Genomic DNA, 16,483 nt, shown 5'->3' with positions numbered 1-16,483 from the left:
ACATCAGGCGATGGTGACCTTCTTGTCCAGGTAGGCGTCTTGCACGGCGTTGATCAGCGCCACGCCGTCTTTCATCGATTTCTTGAACGCCTTGCGCCCCAGGATCAGGCCCATGCCGCCGGCGCGTTTGTTGATCACCGCGGTGCGCACCGATTCCTGCAGATCGTTCTCACCGGCGGCGCCGCCGGAGTTGATCAGCCCGGCGCGGCCCATGTAGCAGTTGGCTAACTGGTAGCGCACCAGATCGATCGGGTGATCGGTGGTCAGCTTGGTGTAGACGCGATCGTCGGTATAGCCGAATTTCACCGCGCGGTAGCCGCCGTTGTTTTCCGCCATTTTCTGTTTGACGATATCGGCGCCGATGGTGGCGGCGATGTGGTTGGCCTGGCCGGTCAGATCGGCGCTGGAGTGGTAGTCCACGCCGTCCTTGTTGAATGCCGGGTTGCGCAGATAGGCCCACAACACGGTGACCATGCCCAGCTCATGCGCGCGCTCGAAGGCGATCGAGATCTCTTCGATCTGGCGGCGCGACTGCTCGGAGCCGAAGTAAATGGTGGCGCCGACCGCCACCGCGCCCATGTTGAACGCCTGCTCGACGCTGGCGTACAGGGTCTGGTCGTACTGGGTCGGGTAGCTCAGCGTTTCGTTGTGGTTGAGTTTGACCAGGAACGGAATTTTATGCGCGTAGCGGCGCGATACCGACGCCAGCACGCCGTAGGTGGAAGCGACGCAGTTACAGCCGGCTTCAATCGCCAGCTCGACGATGTTCTTCGGATCGAAATACAGCGGGTTGGCGGCGAACGAGGCGGCGGCGGAGTGCTCGATGCCCTGATCGACCGGCAGGATCGACAGGTAGCCGGTGCCGGCCAGGCGGCCGTGGTTGAACAGGGTTTGCATCGAACGCAGCACGCTGTTGGGACGGTTGTTATCGATCATTACGCGGTCGACGAAGTCGTCGCCCGGCAGGTAGAGATTCTCGGCGGGGATAGTGGTACAGCGGTGTTGCAGCAGATCTTCCGCTTCCTTTCCTAGCAACTGCACAATATCAGTCATGATTCACTCCCGATTAAGCTTCTTCATACACCGGCAATGCAAGGGTTTTTGACCACCGGCGCAGTAAAAAAGCGGTGATTGAAGCTGTAAAGCGATACTACCGAACTGGATCCGGCAAGGACAAACAATAGATGCGATTGAGAGGAAATGCCATTTGCGAGGCCAAATACGCGGGGACGATCGCCCCCGGCGCGCTAAACGATTGATTATTCGATCTCGAACCACTCGGTGTTCTGCTGGGCAATCGGGGTGATGGAGTAGATCATCTCCTGCAGGTGATCGTGGATGGCGCGCTCCGCCGCCTCGGCATCGCGCGCTTTCAGCGCCTCGTAGATGCGGTAGTGCTGCTTGATCAGGCTCTCCGGCGGCGAGACTTCGCTCAGGCTGAGGAAACGCACTCGATCCATGGTGGCCTTGATGGTTTCGATGGTCTCCCACGCCAGCGGGCAGTCGGCGAACTGGGTCAGCAGCTGGTGGAATTCGTCGTCCAGCGCCAGAAACTCGCGCGTTTGCCCGTTCTGCGCCGCCAGCGCCTGGCGGTGCAGGTTATGCTCCAGCGTCATCAGCTGCGCCGGGGTGGCGCGCTCGGCCGCGCGGCGCACGATGGCGCATTCCACCGCCTGGCGGATAAAGCGCCCGTCGGCCACGCGCTTGGCGGAGATTTTCATCACAAAAGTGCCGCGCTGCGGCAGGATCTGCACCAGGCCGGCCTCCGCCAGCTTGATGAAAGCTTCGCGCACCGGCTGGCGCGAAACGCAAAAGCGCGTAGAAATCTCTTTCTCGGACAACAGGGTGCCGGGGGGGATGGTGCAGTCGACGATATCCTTGCGCAGGAAGCGATAGATCTGTTGGTTGACCGGGACGTTGTTGGTGAGACTGTACGTTTCAGACATGGCGACAATCAGGCATCTGGCTGGAATTCGAATGCCACCATACTAGCAGATTATTGGTTGAGGGCGGGTGGATAAATCCACCCGCCGGGCAGGGTAACTCAGTGATGCCAATCCTGATATTCCTGCTTGCGCCGCCCTGGCGCGGTTTCCGGCATCAGGCTCAGGCCGATGGCCGACACCACGCCCAGCACCATCATGTAACCCGCCAGCCCGTAGTAGTGGCCGCCGGTCACCTGCAGGATCTTCACCGCCAACAGCCCGAGAATGCCGCTGCCGATCAGCGAGCCGATCTGCCAGATCAGCGCGATGCCGCTGCAGCGCACGCGGGTGGGGAACAGCTCCGGGAAGTAGGAGGCCTGCGGCGCGTAGCACATACTGTGGCCGAAGGTCAGCACCACGATCATGGCGATCTGCGTCACCCAGAAATTATCGAGGTTGATCGCCATAAAGAACGGCACAATGCACGCCACCTGCAGCAGCGCGCCGGCGATGTATACCGGTTTTCGCCCAACCCGATCGGAGAGGCGGCCCATCAGCGGAATGGCGAAAATCTCCAGCAGCACCGCCACGATCATCGCCTCCAGCAGAATGCTTTCGTTGAGATGATTGGCCTTGCCGTAGGCCAGCACGATCACCGTGAACATGGCGAAGGCGCAGGCTTCAATCAGCTTGGCGCACACCCCTTTGCCGATAAGGCCGGGATAGCGGCGGGCTACTTCCACCACCGGCCGGCTCTCCACCGCCTTGGTGGCACGGATCTGGGTAAACACCGGCGACTCGTCGATCTTCAGGCGAATAAACAGCCCGACGATCACCAGCAGCAGGCTGAGCAGGAACGGAATGCGCCAGCCCCAGTCCAGCATCTGCGCCGGCGACAGCACGGCGGTCAGCAGCGCGAACAGCCCCGATGGCAGCAGGAAACCGGCGGGCGCGCCGATCTGTACCCAGCTGGCGTAGAAGCCGCGCCGCGGCGGCGGCGCGTATTCGGCGGTCATCAGCACCGCGCCGGCCTGTTCGCCGCCGACGCCGAAGCCCTGCAGCACGCGGATAAAGATCAGCGCGAGCGGCGCCCAGATGCCGATCTGCTCATAGGTGGGCAGCAGGCCGATGCAGAAGGTGCCGAGGCCGACGATCAGGATGGTGATCACCAGCGCCTTCTTGCGGCCGACCTTGTCGCCGATGTGGCCGAACACGATGCCGCCCAGCGGGCGCGCCAGGAAACCGACCGCGTAGGTGGCGAAGGCCGCCAGCGTGCTGATCAGCGGATCGGCGCTGGGGAAAAACAGCTGGCCGAAGAACAGCACCGCGGCGGTGCCGTAGGCGAAGAAATCATAATACTCGGCGGCGGTGCCGATGGCCGAAGCGCTGGCGACGCGCCGCAGCAGCGGTTGATTGCCGGTATTGACGGCGTTATGCGTGGTGACGGTCATCGGAAACCTCCCGGTCGGTAAGCGGCAGAGCGGCGACGGCGGCTTTGGCCCCCAGGCTCAGCAGTTGATGATAAGCGTGGCTGACGGCGCGGACGAAGTCAGGCGAGTCGGGCAGATCCTGGCCGAAGACGCTGTCGAGCTGCAGCAGCGCCAGGACGCGGGGCCGGCCTTCCTCGCTGCCGGCGACCAACGCGGCGATGGGGTCGCGCAGCGGATCGCTGATGTCGATCGGCGCGCCTTGCTCATCGCGGCCGCCGACGTAGCGCATCCAGCCGGCGACGCCCAGCGCCAGGCAGTCGAAGCGGCTGCCATGCGCCAGATGCCAGCGGATCGCGTCCAGCAGCCGCTGCGGCAGCTTTTGCGTGCCGTCCACGGCGATCTGTGCGGTGCGGTGCTTCAGCGCGCGGTTGCGGAAACGCCGCAGCAGCGAGTCGGCATACTGCGCCAAATCGACGTTCGGCACCTGCAGGGTCGGTGCCTGTTCCGCCAGCATTAGGTGACGGGCGGCGCGGACAAAATCCGCGTCCTGCATGCAGTCGCCGATGTGCTGATAACCGGCCAAATAGCCGAGGTAGGCGAGGAACGAATGGCTGCCGTTCAGCATGCGCAGCTTCATCTCCTCGTACGGCAGCACGTCGCTCACCAGCTCGGCGCCGACCTTTTCCCAGGCTGGGCGCCCCTGGGGAAAGCGATCCTCAATGACCCACTGGCTGAACGGCTCGCAGGCCACGCCGACCTCATCCTCGACGCCGCCCAGGCAGGCAAACAGCTGCCCGCGGGCTTCCTGCGTCATCGCCGGCACGATGCGATCCACCATGGTGGAAGGGAAGGCGACCGCTTGACGCACCCAGTCGGCCAGCGCCGGATCCTGCCGCTGCGCCAGGTCGAGCAGCACCTGGCGCGTGACCCGGCCGTTGGCCGGCATATTGTCGCAGGACATCACGGCGAACGGCGGCAGCCCGCGTTCGCGGCGCAGGCGCAGCGCCGCCAACAGCAGCCCCGGCGCCGACTGTGGCCGTGCCGGGTGGGCGATATCATGCGCGATCGCCGGGTGTTCCGTCATCAGCCGGCCGCTGGCGGGCTGGTGGCAATAGCCCTTTTCGCTGATGGTCAGCGAGACGATAGCGATCTCAGGCTGCGTCAGGGCCGCCAGCACCGCCGCCAGCCCGTCGGTTTGCAGGTGCAGCGCCTGGCGCACCACGCCGATGACCCGGCCCCGCAAGCCGTCGTCGTCCATCTCCGCCACCGAGAACAGCAGATCCTGTTGCTGCAGGTCGGCGATCTTTTGCCGGCCGTGCTGCATGCTGATTTCGCAGTAGCCCCAGTCGCTGCCGTGCTCGCTGGCCAGCCTGTCGGCGTACATCGCCTGGTGCGCGCGGTGAAACGCGCCGAAGCCGATATGCACCATGCGCGGTTTCACTCGCTCACGTGCGTAGCCGGGCCGGAGAACGGCGGCCGGCAGCGCGCTGTGGTCGGAAAGTCTCATGTTCAATGTCCCTGGAGAGGTAAGCAAAGGGGCGAAGCCGCCCCGCCTGGCGTTATGGTTTTAAGATTTGCACGCCCGCCGTCGCGCGCGGCGCCTTGATCACCAGCAGCACCAGCAGCGCGCCCAGCGCGGCGACGCCGCCCGCCAGCATAAAGGCGCTGTCGAATTTGCCGGTGTTCTGCACGATGTAGCCGGTGACGATCGGCCCGATGATGCCGGAGACGCTGCCGATCAAATGAATGAACCCGCTGGCGCCGCCGACCCGGGATTTATGCACCACGTCCTGGATGATCGCCCAGTAGAGAGCGCCGGTGATGTAAAGGAAGAAGATCGACACCGACATCAGCATCACCGCCGGCACCACGCTGCTGACGGTGCCTGCCAACGCCACGCACACCGCCGCCGCCAGCAGGCTGGTGACCAGCACGATTTTGCGCGACAGCAGCAATTTTCCGGTGATGTTGAAGATTTTGTCGGAAATATAGCCGCCGAGCGCCAGCCCGACGAAGCCGACGATCCACGGGATCATCGTGGTCAGGCTCATCTCCTTGATGTTCAGGTTGTGCGCCTGCACCAGATACGAGGGGAACCAGCTCAGGAAGAAGAACAGAATATAGTTGTAGCAGAAGAAGGCGAAGGCGGTGACCAGAATGATCGGCTGCTTCAGGTAGTAACCCAGCCCGTGCGCGGCGTCGCTCAGCGCGCTTTCCTCGCCGAGGTTTTCCTGTTTCAGCCGCGCGATCAGCGCCCGTTCTTCGGCGCTGACGCGCTGGCTTTTCGCCGGGTTATCCGCTACTACGAAGAACCACACCAGCATCCAGACGATGCCGATGGCGCAGATGATCATAAACGCCGGTCGCCAGCCGAACGCCAGCGCCAGATAGCCGACGATCGGCCCGGCCACCGCGCCGCCCAAAGGCGAACCGGCGCTGAGCAGGCCCATGGCGGTCGCCGCCTGCTTCTTCGGGAACCAGCCGTTGATCATCTTGTTGGCCGAGGCGCAGATCGGCCCTTCGGCCATGCCGAACAGGATGCGCAAGATCAGCATCGAGTAAAAACCGGTGGCGATCGCCGTCATGCCGCAGAAGATAGACCACAGACCGACCGCCACGCCCAGCACCAGCGTCGGGCCGAAACGGTCGACCGCCAGCCCGCCGACGAAGTTGAAGATGGCGTAGCCGAAGAAGAAGCTGCCGAAGATCAGGCCGAACTGTTCGGCGTTCAGCATCAGATCCTGTTCGATCATTGGCACGGTGATCGACAGCGCCACGCGGTCGAGGTAGTTGATCATGTAGACCATGAACAGCAGGAACACGATGGTCCAACGCAGGTTTTTAAACATAAAGCGCTCCACTGGGTGTCGTTTTAATCGTGATGCTTCGTTGTTTGCACGGGCGGCGGGTGCCGCCCAATGCCCCGATGCTGCCTTGGCGTTACTCGAACTGCAGCAGCACCTTGCAGCAGGTGCGCTGATCCCGCTCGAACATCAACATCGCCCGTTCGACGTCGGCGGCGGGCACGCAGTGGGTGAGCAGCCGCTGCGGCTCTAGCTTGCCGTCCGCCATCCAGCCGATCACCTGCGGGAAGCGCGCGCTGTTCAGGCGCGAGGAGAAGATCGACAGCTCCTTGCTGGTGATGCTCTGCTGGGTTAGCGTGCAGGCGTCGCCGGAAAAGCCCATGATGCCGATGCGCGCCGCCGGCGAGGCCAGATTGATCGCCTCCGGCAAAATGGCGGGGTGGCAGGCGGCATCGACGATCAGCGTCGGCTGAATGCCGCGCTGCTGCAGCATCTGCGGCAATGCGGCCTCGGCGTTGTTGAACGTCTCGTCGGCGCCGTTGGCGCGCGCCATGTCCAGCCGTTCGGCGATGCGATCGACGACCCACACCTGCTTGACGCCGTACACGCCTTTCAGCGTCTGGATCACCGTGAGCCCCATCGGCCCGGCGCCGTAGATCAGCGCGATGTCTTCGGGGCGCGGTTGCAGATGGGCGGTAATGTTGGCGGCGATGCTGAAGGGTTCGATCATCGCGGCGTGGCGATCGCTGATGGCAGGCGGAATCGGATAAGCGTTGCGCGCCGGCACGCAGGCGTAGTCGCTGAAGCCGCCGTCGCGGTGCACGCCGATCACCTGCAGCGAGGTGCAGACGTTGGGGCGGCCGACCGAACAGGGATAGCAGTGGCCGCAGCTCACCACCGGATCTACCGAGACGCGTTCGCCGAGGCGCGCCGGATCGACGCCTTTGCCCAGCGCATCGATCAGGCCGAAGAACTCGTGGCCGATCACCCGCGGATAGCGGGCGAACGGGTTATGGCCGTGATAGATATGGACGTCGGAGCCGCAGATGCCGGCGAATTTCACCTTGACCCGCACCTCGCCGGCCGCCGGCTGCGGCAGCGCGCGCGTCTGCAGCGCCAGGCGCCCGGGCTGTTCGATCACGACGCTGCGCATGGTGTTTACCAGTTCCATAAGGTGCCATCCTCCAGACGCGCGACCGGCAGGTAGGCCGGTTCATACGGATAACGGGCCGCCAGCTTCTCATCGAACTCGATGCCGATGCCCGGCTTGTCGCCCGGATGCATATAGCCGTCGTCGAACGTCCAACTGTGCGGGAACACCTCGAGCATTTGCTCGGAATAGCCCATGTATTCCTGCACGCCGAAATTCGGCACCCACAGATCGAAATGCAGCGCCGCCGCCATGCAGATCGGCGACAGATCGGAAGGGCCGTGGGAGCCGGTGCGCACCTGATACAGCGAGGCGAAGTCGGCGATGCGCCGCATGCCGGTAATGCCACCCGCGTGCGTCAGGGTGGTGCGGATGTAGTCGATCAGCTGTTCTTCGATCAGCTGTTTGCAGTCCCAGATACTGTTGAACACCTCGCCGACGGCGATCGGCGTGACGGTATGCTGGCGGATCAGGCGGAAACAGGCCTGATTTTCCGCCGGCGTCGGATCTTCCATCCAGAACAGGCGATACGGTTCGGCGCTTTTGCCGAAGCGCGCCGCTTCGATCGGCGTCAGGCGGTGGTGCATGTCGTGCAGCAGATGTTCGTTGAAGCCGAACCTGTTGCGCACCGCGTCGAACAGTTTGGGGGTGAAATCGAGGTATTTTTCCGTCGACCACAGCTGCTCTTCCGGCCAGTCGCCCTTGGTGGCCGGCTCATAGGCCTGGCCTTTGCCCTTGGCCATGCCGTAGGTGGTTTTCATACCCGGCACGCCGCATTGAACGCGGATCGCCTTGAAGCCTTGTTCTTTATGTTTGGCGTAGTCGTCGAGCACCTCGTCGATCGAGTGGCCGGTGGTGTGGCAATACACCATCACACCAGAGCGCGAGGCGCCGCCCAACAGCTGATACAGCGGCATGTTGGCGGCCTTGGCCTTGATGTCCCACAGCGCCATGTCGACAGCGGAAATGGCCGACATGGTCACCGGGCCGCGCCGCCAGTAAGCGCCTTTGTAGAAGAATTGCCAGAGGTCTTCGATCCGCTGCGCGTCGCGGCCGATCAGCTGCGGGCAGAGGTGATCTTTCAGGTAAGAGGCCACCGACAGTTCGCGCCCGTTTAGCGTGGCGTCACCGAGGCCGACGATGCCGTCATCGGTGGTGATTTTCAGCGTGACAAAATTGCGCCCCGGGCAGGTGACGAACACCTCGGCGTTGACGATTTTCATAACCTTCACATCCTGTAGCTGCGGAGAGATAGCGCGAAAATACGTCATGAACTAACTACCATACAAGTATGATTTGATGAATTTGCCGGAGAGGATCACATTTGATCGCGAGTGGAAGCGGGTAAGCGGAGAGGGAGGAAGCGGGGCGCAGCGGCTGCGCCCGACAAGGTCAGCCCAGCAGGGCGCAGTTAGGCGGCAGGCGGCATTCGATGGCCTGCGGCAGCACTTCGATGCGGAAATGGCGACCCTTGAGCGGTTCGCCGTCGAGGTTGAAGGTCATCTCATGCGGCGCGTCGATCTCGAGCCACGGCAGCGCCGCGCTGAGGATGCTGTTGCTCTCTTCGTCGTTGAACAGGGCGGCGACCAGCGCCGGCAGCAGCTCATCGGCGATCAGCAGGCGCAACTGCAGCAGGCCGTCGTTGATCAGCGCGCTGGGGCACAGCTCCTGGCCGCCGCCAGCCTGCTTGCCGTTGCCGATGCCGATCACCAGCGCTTCGCCGGCCCAGCGGAAGTCCGGCCCGCGGATTTCACAGCGGTCGGCCTGCAGCGTATCCATGCGCAGCAAGCCGTGCACGAAGTAGGACACGCCGCCGAGAGCCGCCTTCAGCTTCTCCGGCGTTTCGGTGGTGATGCGGGTGCCGAAGCCGCCGGTGGCCATGTTGATGAAGTAGCGCTCGCCGTTGACCTTCGCCAGATCGATCGGCACCGAGCGGCCCTTGATCGCCAACTGCAGCGCCTGTTCCGGCGACGGGGGGATGTTGCAGGCCATGGCGAAGTCGTTGGCGGTGCCGAGCGGCAGGATGCCCAGCGCCGGCCGGTTGTGCGCCGGCAGTTGCACCAGCGCGGCGGCCACTTCGTTGATGGTGCCGTCACCGCCGCCGGCGACGACGGTGCCGACGCCGAGCTGCGTGGCTTCCGCGACATAGCGCGCGGCGTCGCCGTGCTCCCAGGTCACGCGCACGTGCAGCGTGATTTGCTCTGCGCGCAGGCGTTTGACCGCCTGACGCAGCTCTTCGTTACCGGCGCCTTTGCCGTTGATGATAAGCAGGGCGGGCGCATGTGAGTGTTGAGGCATTGCCGATCTCCTCCGGCGGAAAACCAAGAATGCCTCAAGATAAACCAGCCGCCGCCACCAGGCCATCAGAATATTCAGCTAATTCTGGTTATTTCCCGGCGTTCAGTGAATAAGAAACAAGGCGAATTTATCTGAATTTTACCCGGAAATAAGCCAGGTTTTAAAGACGAGAGGATTAATCGCTGTAGCGTTATTTATATATCGAGGCGACGTGATTATTATTATTAAAACGGATAACGGGAATAAGTTATGGAAATCGGCGCGGCGAAAAAAATAGGCGCACCCATAAAGAAAAAGCCAGCCCAAGGGAGATTGGGCCGGCTAAGGAGGTGGTTCCTAGTATTGCTATGCAAATATTTTCGTTGTTCGTTTTAAGCAGCGTGATAGTAACCAAGCTGCGCGCACATTGATGTGATCCAATTCTAATATTTGCTAAAAATCGCCGCCGAATGACGGCGATTCATTTTTATGCCCCGGCGCTATTTTCTTCCGCCAAATTGCGGATCAGCAACGCATAATTGAGATCGATATCCTGCGGGATCGGCAAATAAACGATATGGCCGTTGCCCGGCGCCACCTCAATCGGCTCGCCTTTCTTATTTTGCATGCTCTCGAGGGTGAACACCACGTTGCCGCCCGGCGTCATCATCTCGACGCTGTCGCCGAGCGCGAACTTATTCTTCACGTCGACTTCCGCCCAGCCATCGCGGCGCACGCCGGTGAATTCGCCGACGAACTGCTGGCGCTCGGAGAGCGAGGAGCCGTAGTCGTAATTCTGCTGCGCTTCGTGCACGTGACGGCGCAGGAAGCCTTCGGTGTAGCCACGGTGCGCCAGGCCTTCCAGCGTGGTAAGCAGAGTCGGATCGAAGGGTTTGCCGGCGGCCGCGTCGTCGATGGCGCGGCGGTAGACCTGGGCGGTGCGGGCGCAGTAGTAGAAGGATTTGGTACGGCCTTCGATCTTCAGCGAGTGCACGCCGAGCTGCGTCAGACGCTCCACGTGCTGGATGGCGCGCAGATCCTTGGAGTTCATGATATAGGTGCCGTGTTCATCTTCGAAGGCGCTCATATATTCGCCTGGCTTTTGCGCTTCAGACAGCATGAACACCTTGTCGGTCGGCGCGCCGATGCCCAGCGTCGGCTCGACGGTTTGCACCGGGATCGGCTCGTGCAGGTGCACGATATTGCCGGTGTCGTCCTCTTTGCCTTCCTCCGCTTTGTACTGCCAGCGGCAGGCGTTGGTGCAGGTGCCCTGGTTGGGATCGCGCTTGTTGATGTAGCCGGACAGCAGGCAGCGGCCGGAGTAGGCCATGCACAGCGCGCCATGCACGAAGATCTCCAGCTCCATGTCCGGCACTTCGGCGCGGATCTCGGCGATCTCTTCCAGCGACAGTTCGCGCGAGAGGATCACGCGGGTCAGGCCCATTTGCTGCCAGAACTTCACCGTCGCCCAGTTAACGGCGTTGGCCTGCACCGACAGGTGGATATCCATCTGCGGGAAGGCTTCGCGCACCATCATGATAAGGCCGGGATCGGACATGATCAGCGCATCCGGGCCCATATCGATAACCGGCTTCAGATCGCGCAGGAAGGTTTTCAGCTTGGCGTTGTGCGGGGCGATGTTTACCACCACGTAGAATTTTTTGCCCAGCGCATGGGCTTCATTGATGCCCTGCGCCAGATTCTCGTGGTTGAACTCGTTGTTGCGCACCCGCAGGCTGTAGCGCGGCTGGCCGGCGTAAACCGCATCGGCGCCGTACGCGAAGGCGTAACGCATGTTTTTCAGCGTTCCGGCCGGGGAGAGAAGTTCCGGTGTAAACATAGTGTGTCTCGGTCTGATTTCAGGTCAGCACCACGCCACCTGATGGCGCAGTAAAAGCGGGGAATTGTAGCCGCAGCGCGGCAATAAATCAGCAGTTAACCGGATTTATTCAGGGGAGATTGATCTTGGTCAAACGGAAAATGCGCGGCGGCGGGCCACCGCGCGGGAGAAAGGGAAAGATCAGGCGCTCAAATCGCGGATATCGGTGGTCGGGCCGTTTTTCATCACCGATTGGATACCGTTTTTGGCGGCGCTTTCGGAGCTGTACATTTCGCTGACGCCGATCACCTGATGGTTCTTTGCCTTCAGCACAAAATAGGGCTGATTGCTGGCGCTGTGCTTCAGTTCGTACTGCGCTTCGTGCGGTGAATTGGTCTGCACCGAAGCGATGCCGTTCTCCGCCGAGGCTTTGCTGGCGTACATTTCGCTGGCCAGAATGCTCTCGCCGTTACTGGCTTTCAGGTTGAAGTGGTACTGCCCGTTCTTTGCTTTTTTCAGCTCATAATGACCGATTGCCATGGTTCTTCTCCTGTAGGTTCCGATTCGTGATGTAAGTGTAGCCAATCGCTTGAAAATCGGCGGCTAAACCTCACAGCAGCTTAGTCGAAAAAATGCGCAGTTTTTTTGCGCCGGCGCGGAGTTTTCATTCGGTGAACCTGGCGCCGCACGGGAAGCTAAGGGAAGGCGCGGTGATTGCGCAGTGCGCCGCATAACAAGGGGAACAGGGTTTCACCCCGTGAGATTGTGCGTTACGGTTTGGCCGTTTCGTCAATATGGATGAAAAATGAGCGATACATCTTGGCATCGACACGCTACAGGCATATGCTTTGGCCTATGCCTGCTGTGGAGGTTGTCGAGATGGAAAGAATCGCAAAGCTGTTTAAAAACGGCAGAAATCAGGCGGTGAGGTTACCGGTGGAATTTGAATTTGATACGGATCGTGTCTATATCCGTCGCGATCGGGAGGGCAACGTGATTTTATCCAAATATCCGGCAAAGCCGGACAGCTGGGCACCGCTGCTGAGCATTATCGCCCAAACGCCGGTGCCGCAAGAGTTTCTTGGCGCGGAAGATCGTCAGCAAGGGGTTGCAGACCGCGATCCATTCTCAGAGGAAGAGTAGGCGATGTACATGTTTGATACCAACACCGTCAGCCACTTGTTTCGGCAGCATCCGCAGGTGCTTAACGTCATGGAAAAGCTCCCGCCTTCTGCCGTATGTATTTCCAGCGTCACGGAGGCGGAACTGCTTTACGGTGTGGCTAAACGGCGGAACAAGGCGTTGCAAAACATGGTCGAGGCCTTTCTTGCCGCGGTGACGGTCTATGCATGGGATAGCGAGGCCGCCCGCTGCTACGGTGAAATGCGCGCGAACATGGAGAAAAAAGGCAAAATCATGGGCGCGCTGGATCAACTGATCGCCGCGCACGCGCAGAGCCGTGGCGCGACGCTGGTGACCAACGATCGCGCATTCGCCATGGTGCCCGGGTTGGCGGTTGAAGACTGGACGCGCTGATTTCCCCCTAAACCCCATTCACCAGCCGGCAGGGCTCGGCTTCCCAGCGGTAGCCCACGCCGTATACCGAGCGGATAAAGGATTTTTCCCCGTCGATCAGTTCCAGCTTGCGGCGCAGGTTTTTGATGTGGCTGTCGATGGTGCGGTCGGTGACCACCCGGTAGTCGTCGTACAGGTTGTTCAGCAGCTGCTCGCGAGAAAATACGTTGCCCGGCTGGCTGGCCAGCGTTTTCAGCAGGCGGAATTCCGCCGGCGTCAGATCCAGCAACTGCCCCTGATAGCTGGCCTGGAAGCGCGGTTCATCGATGTGCAGCAGGTCATCTTCCCGCGCGTTCTCCTGCGGCCGATAGCTGCGGCGCAGGATGGTTTTCACCCGCGCCACCACTTCGCGCGGGCTGTAGGGTTTGCAGATGTAATCGTCGGCGCCGATCTCCAGCCCCAGCAGGCGGTCAATCTCTTCGATTTTCGCCGTCACCATCACGATCGGAACGTCGCTGAAGCGGCGCAGCTCGCGGCACACCGTCAGCCCGTCGGCGCCCGGCAGCATCAGGTCGAGCAAGATCAGCGCCGGCGGATGCTGGTGCACGGTCGGCACCACCTCGTTGCCGTTGGTCAGCCAGCGGGTGGCGTAGCCCGCCGCCTGCAGATAATCCACCAGCAGCTGGCCCAGCTTGGGCTCATCTTCAACAATCATGATCTGCACGGGTTGATTCTGAATGTCCATCAGGGCGCCTTATTTTTTATCGGGGTAGCAAATTCTACTGTAATGCGCACGCCGCCTAAAGGCGAATGCTCGGCGCGGATTTTCCCGTCGTGCGCTTCCACGATGTTGTGGCAGATCGCCAGCCCCAGCCCGGAACCGCCGCTGGCGCGGTTGCGTGAACCTTCCGCCCGGTAGAAACGTTCGAAAATGCGCGTCAGTTGCTGATCGCTGATGCCCGGCGCGCTGTCCTGCCAGTAGAGGAGCAGCCGCCCCGGCTGCAGCTCGGCGCCGATCTCCAGCCGGCCGCCGGCGTCGGTGTAACGCAGGCTGTTTTCCAGCAGGTTATTGAACAGCTGGTTCAGGCGATCGGGATCGCCGAACAGCGGCGCCTGGGGCGGCAGATGGGTGACGATCTCCAGCCCTTTGGCGCGGAAGCGTTCGCGAAAGGCGGCGACGGCGATCTGCAGCAGGTGCACGCAGTCCACCGACGATTTGCGATAGGCCAGCGCGCCGAGATCGGAGAGCGACAGCTGGTGCAGATCGTCGACCAGTTTGGTCAAGGTGGATACCTCGGCCTGCAGCGAGCTGAGCGACGCCGGCGTCGGCTGGCGCACGCCGTCCTGCAGCGCTTCCAGTTCGCCGCGCAGCACCGCCAGCGGCGTGCGCAGTTCGTGCGATACGTCGGCCATAAAGGCGCGGCGCATCTGCTCGTTTTTTTCCAACGAGGTGGCCAGCTGGTTGAAGTCGTGCGCCAGCCGGCCCAGTTCATCCTGGCTGCTGACCGCCACGCGGGTGGTGAAATCGCCCGCCGCCAGGCGGTGGGTGCCCGCCACCAGGCGCTTGACCGGGGCCAGCATGCCGCGCGACAGCAGCCAGGTCACCGCCGCCGCCAGCAGGGTGGAGAGCGCGACGATAATCCAACTGGTGCGCCGCTGCTGGCGATCGAAGTTGATGTCGGTATTGCGCGTCAGGCGCTCGACCGGGGTGGTGAGCACCCAGCCGACGATCTGGTTGTTGTAGCGGATCGGGTGGCGCGGCCCCTCTTTCGGCAGGGGGCCAGAATGCCCGACCAAACGATTGAACTGGCTGTCCACCACCCAAAATTGGGTGCGCCAGCCCTTGGGCGGCAGATTGTGGCTGCTGTCGCTGTTCTGCTCGAACGAACGCATGATTTGGTAGACCACCTGATCGTTGTTGCGCAGGAATATCCAGTTGCCATGATGGCTGTACTGTTCCTCCAGCGCTTCGCTCAGCATGTTGATGCGTTGCTCGTTGCTGCTCTTGATGTAATCGATAAATCCGCGCTCAAAGCTGACGCGCACCCCCCAATGCATGGTGATCAACACCAGCATGCAGGTAGCGAAAATGGCCAGGAACAGTTTCCCGGTAATGCCTATCCTCATTGCAACCTCGTTGAGCCGGTACCCGGCTCTTTGGTCAGCGTGCGGTTGGGCGCGCTATCGGCCGGCACGCGCGCGAAGGCCAGCGCGGGCAGAGCGATAATCAACGCCATACAGCAGTAGCTGTAAATAAATGCGCTGTGAATGGCCGGGCTATCGGCCACCACCTGATGATGGGCGAAGCTGCCGATCAAGATGCCGGCGACGCTGACGCCAAGGCTCATCGACAGCTGCATGACCATCGACAACAGGCTGTTGCCGCTGCTGGCCAGCCTGTCAGGCAGATCTTTCAGCGTCAGGGTGTTCATCGCCGAGAAGCGCAGCGAGTTGACCATCCCCTGGAAGAACAGCACCACCGGCAGCAGCCACAGCCAGCCGAGCATCGCCGCCAGCAGGAAGCTCAGGCTGACCAGCGCCAGCAGCAGCGTGGCGGCCACCAGCACGTTACGGTAGCCGAAGCGGTTGACCACCTGCACCACGATGCGTTTCATGCCCATGCTGCCGATGATCATCGGGATCATCATCAGCCCGGCGTGGAACGGCGTGAAGCCCATGCCGACCTGCAGAAACAGCGGCGTCATGAACGGCAGCATGCCGCTACCGATGCGCCCCAGCAGGCTGGCCAGCAGCCCGATCTTGTAAGTCGGGGTGCGCAGCAGCCGCAGCGAGAACAGGGCGCGGCTATTGCCGTAGGCATGCCAAACATACCCCAACAGCGCCGCCACGCCCAGCGCCACCAGGCCGGCGATGGCGCCGCCGGACAGCCCCATGCCCTTGTGGCCGTCGAGCGCCAGCGTCAGCGACGCCATGCCGATCGCCAGCAGGATAAAGCCGCTGAGATCGAAGCGGCGGGTCTGCATTTGGTAGTTGGGCATCAGCAGCAGCGTGGCGATGGCGCCCACGATGCCCACCGGAATGTTGATCAGGAAAATCCAATGCCAGCTGGCGTATTGCACCAGGAAGCCACCCAGCGCCGGCCCCATCAGCGGGCCGATTTGCCCCGGCAGCGTCACGAAGGTCATCGCCGCCATGTACTGCTCGCGCGGCACGATCTTCATCACCGTCAGGCGCCCGACCGGCACCATCATCGCGCCGCCGATGCCCTGAAGCACGCGCGAGGCGATCAGCTCGTTCAGGGTTTCCGAACGGGCGCAGAGGAGGGAGCCGAGGGTGAACAGCAGGATGGCGCTGAAAAACACCCGCTGTACGCCGATCTTGTCCGCCAGCCAGCCGCTGGCCGGCAGCGTCACCGCCACCGTCAGCACATAGGAGACGATCACCGACTGCATGCGCAGCGGGTTCTCCCCCAGGCTGGCGGCCATCGAGGGCAGGGCGGTGTTGACGATAGTGGTATCCAGCGTCTGCATAAAGAAGCCGAATGCCACTATCCAGAGTTGCCAGCGTACCGTGGCGGCGTGTTTCATCAGCATCGGTCGGCC

15 protein-coding genes are annotated in these 16,483 nt (G+C 62.0%); 2 read left to right on the top strand and 13 right to left on the bottom strand.

Going from position 1 to position 16,483, the window contains the following annotated elements:
- Positions 1 to 3 precede the first annotated feature (3 nt).
- The 10 genes from fbaB to ACF8MC_RS11790 form a co-directional block, all read right to left on the bottom strand.
- On the bottom strand, positions 4 to 1,053 hold the full coding sequence (fbaB, locus tag ACF8MC_RS11835) for a class I fructose-bisphosphate aldolase (RefSeq protein ID WP_033635553.1): 1,050 nt from the start codon (positions 1,051 to 1,053) through the stop codon (positions 4 to 6).
- A 206-nt stretch (positions 1,054 to 1,259) separates the two neighbouring features.
- Complete coding sequence (locus tag ACF8MC_RS11830) at positions 1,260 to 1,946, bottom strand: GntR family transcriptional regulator (RefSeq protein ID WP_033635552.1); 687 nt, start codon at positions 1,944 to 1,946, stop codon at positions 1,260 to 1,262.
- 98 nt (positions 1,947 to 2,044) lie between these two features.
- The gene (locus ACF8MC_RS11825) at positions 2,045 to 3,376 is read right to left on the bottom strand and encodes an MFS transporter (protein WP_033654553.1); all 1,332 of its coding nucleotides are present in this window, start codon (positions 3,374 to 3,376) and stop codon (positions 2,045 to 2,047) included.
- A complete protein-coding gene (locus ACF8MC_RS11820) occupies positions 3,357 to 4,862 on the bottom strand; it encodes a mannitol dehydrogenase family protein (RefSeq protein ID WP_049213346.1) in 1,506 nt (501 codons plus the stop codon). Before ACF8MC_RS11820 ends, ACF8MC_RS11825 begins: the two co-directional genes overlap by 20 nt.
- A gap of 52 nt (positions 4,863 to 4,914) precedes the next feature.
- The gene (locus tag ACF8MC_RS11815) at positions 4,915 to 6,204 is read right to left on the bottom strand and encodes an MFS transporter (RefSeq protein ID WP_033648844.1); all 1,290 of its coding nucleotides are present in this window, start codon (positions 6,202 to 6,204) and stop codon (positions 4,915 to 4,917) included.
- A gap of 91 nt (positions 6,205 to 6,295) precedes the next feature.
- Entirely contained in the window at positions 6,296 to 7,312 is a 1,017-nt protein-coding gene (locus tag ACF8MC_RS11810; RefSeq protein WP_080352764.1) for a Zn-dependent oxidoreductase, read from the bottom strand.
- A gap of 5 nt (positions 7,313 to 7,317) precedes the next feature.
- A complete protein-coding gene (gene manD, locus ACF8MC_RS11805) occupies positions 7,318 to 8,532 on the bottom strand; it encodes a D-mannonate dehydratase ManD (protein ID WP_049213350.1) in 1,215 nt (404 codons plus the stop codon).
- Between the two features lie 169 nt (positions 8,533 to 8,701).
- Complete coding sequence (yegS, locus tag ACF8MC_RS11800; protein WP_033635546.1) at positions 8,702 to 9,607, bottom strand: lipid kinase YegS; 906 nt, start codon at positions 9,605 to 9,607, stop codon at positions 8,702 to 8,704.
- Between the two features lie 466 nt (positions 9,608 to 10,073).
- Positions 10,074 to 11,426: a tRNA 5-hydroxyuridine modification protein YegQ gene (gene yegQ, locus ACF8MC_RS11795; RefSeq protein ID WP_033635545.1), complete on the bottom strand. Its 1,353-nt coding sequence runs from the start codon at positions 11,424 to 11,426 to the stop codon at positions 10,074 to 10,076.
- Positions 11,427 to 11,606: 180 nt separating this feature from the next.
- Positions 11,607 to 11,945 (bottom strand): YegP family protein, encoded by a 339-nt coding sequence (locus tag ACF8MC_RS11790; RefSeq protein ID WP_033635544.1) that lies wholly within the window; start codon positions 11,943 to 11,945, stop codon positions 11,607 to 11,609.
- A 339-nt stretch (positions 11,946 to 12,284) separates the two neighbouring features.
- Between ACF8MC_RS11790 and ACF8MC_RS11785 the strand changes: the two genes are divergently transcribed.
- Positions 12,285 to 12,548, top strand: coding sequence for an antitoxin (locus ACF8MC_RS11785; RefSeq protein ID WP_004941563.1), 264 nt, complete (start codon positions 12,285 to 12,287; stop codon positions 12,546 to 12,548).
- A 3-nt stretch (positions 12,549 to 12,551) separates the two neighbouring features.
- Positions 12,552 to 12,941: a type II toxin-antitoxin system VapC family toxin gene (locus ACF8MC_RS11780; protein ID WP_164105162.1), complete on the top strand. Its 390-nt coding sequence runs from the start codon at positions 12,552 to 12,554 to the stop codon at positions 12,939 to 12,941.
- Positions 12,942 to 12,948: 7 nt separating this feature from the next.
- On the opposite strand, the gene baeR is transcribed toward ACF8MC_RS11780, so the two are convergent.
- Genes baeR through mdtD form a run of 3 tightly spaced genes read right to left on the bottom strand, consistent with a single transcriptional unit; the run spans position 12,949 to position 16,474 of the window.
- Positions 12,949 to 13,665 carry a two-component system response regulator BaeR gene (baeR, locus tag ACF8MC_RS11775; RefSeq protein ID WP_164105163.1) on the bottom strand — a complete coding sequence of 239 codons (717 nt, stop codon included), beginning with the start codon at positions 13,663 to 13,665 and terminating at the stop codon, positions 12,949 to 12,951.
- Positions 13,665 to 15,047: a two-component system sensor histidine kinase BaeS gene (gene baeS / locus ACF8MC_RS11770; protein WP_033635541.1), complete on the bottom strand. Its 1,383-nt coding sequence runs from the start codon at positions 15,045 to 15,047 to the stop codon at positions 13,665 to 13,667. Before baeS ends, baeR begins: the two co-directional genes overlap by 1 nt.
- Positions 15,044 to 16,474, bottom strand: coding sequence for a multidrug transporter subunit MdtD (mdtD, locus tag ACF8MC_RS11765; protein WP_033635540.1), 1,431 nt, complete (start codon positions 16,472 to 16,474; stop codon positions 15,044 to 15,046). The genes baeS and mdtD overlap by 4 nt, the downstream gene beginning before the upstream one ends.
- Between the last annotated feature and the right edge of the window lie 9 nt (positions 16,475 to 16,483).

Source organism: Serratia sp. LACPHL-BACT-2024-00286 (assembly GCF_043109535.1).
Classification (GTDB): domain Bacteria; phylum Pseudomonadota; class Gammaproteobacteria; order Enterobacterales; family Enterobacteriaceae; genus Serratia; species Serratia sarumanii.
Note: the sequence above shows the minus strand (reverse complement) of the source record. Positions and strands in the feature narration are given on the sequence as shown.

Excerpts from the sequence above, each read along its gene's own strand:
- fbaB (WP_033635553.1), bottom strand. The coding sequence starts at position 1,053 with ATGACTGATATTGTGCAGTTGCTAGGAAAGGAAGCGGAAGATCTGCTG.
- ACF8MC_RS11830 (WP_033635552.1), bottom strand. The coding sequence starts at position 1,946 with ATGTCTGAAACGTACAGTCTCACCAACAACGTCCCGGTCAACCAACAG.
- ACF8MC_RS11825 (WP_033654553.1), bottom strand. The coding sequence starts at position 3,376 with ATGACCGTCACCACGCATAACGCCGTCAATACCGGCAATCAACCGCTG.
- ACF8MC_RS11820 (WP_049213346.1), bottom strand. The coding sequence starts at position 4,862 with ATGAGACTTTCCGACCACAGCGCGCTGCCGGCCGCCGTTCTCCGGCCC.
- ACF8MC_RS11815 (WP_033648844.1), bottom strand. The coding sequence starts at position 6,204 with ATGTTTAAAAACCTGCGTTGGACCATCGTGTTCCTGCTGTTCATGGTC.
- ACF8MC_RS11810 (WP_080352764.1), bottom strand. The coding sequence starts at position 7,312 with ATGCGCAGCGTCGTGATCGAACAGCCCGGGCGCCTGGCGCTGCAGACG.
- manD (WP_049213350.1), bottom strand. The coding sequence starts at position 8,532 with ATGAAAATCGTCAACGCCGAGGTGTTCGTCACCTGCCCGGGGCGCAAT.
- yegS (WP_033635546.1), bottom strand. The coding sequence starts at position 9,607 with ATGCCTCAACACTCACATGCGCCCGCCCTGCTTATCATCAACGGCAAA.
- yegQ (WP_033635545.1), bottom strand. The coding sequence starts at position 11,426 with ATGTTTACACCGGAACTTCTCTCCCCGGCCGGAACGCTGAAAAACATG.
- ACF8MC_RS11790 (WP_033635544.1), bottom strand. The coding sequence starts at position 11,945 with ATGGCAATCGGTCATTATGAGCTGAAAAAAGCAAAGAACGGGCAGTAC.
- ACF8MC_RS11785 (WP_004941563.1), top strand. The coding sequence starts at position 12,285 with ATGGAAAGAATCGCAAAGCTGTTTAAAAACGGCAGAAATCAGGCGGTG.
- ACF8MC_RS11780 (WP_164105162.1), top strand. The coding sequence starts at position 12,552 with ATGTACATGTTTGATACCAACACCGTCAGCCACTTGTTTCGGCAGCAT.
- baeR (WP_164105163.1), bottom strand. The coding sequence starts at position 13,665 with ATGGACATTCAGAATCAACCCGTGCAGATCATGATTGTTGAAGATGAG.
- baeS (WP_033635541.1), bottom strand. The coding sequence starts at position 15,047 with ATGAGGATAGGCATTACCGGGAAACTGTTCCTGGCCATTTTCGCTACC.
- mdtD (WP_033635540.1), bottom strand. The coding sequence starts at position 16,474 with ATGCTGATGAAACACGCCGCCACGGTACGCTGGCAACTCTGGATAGTG.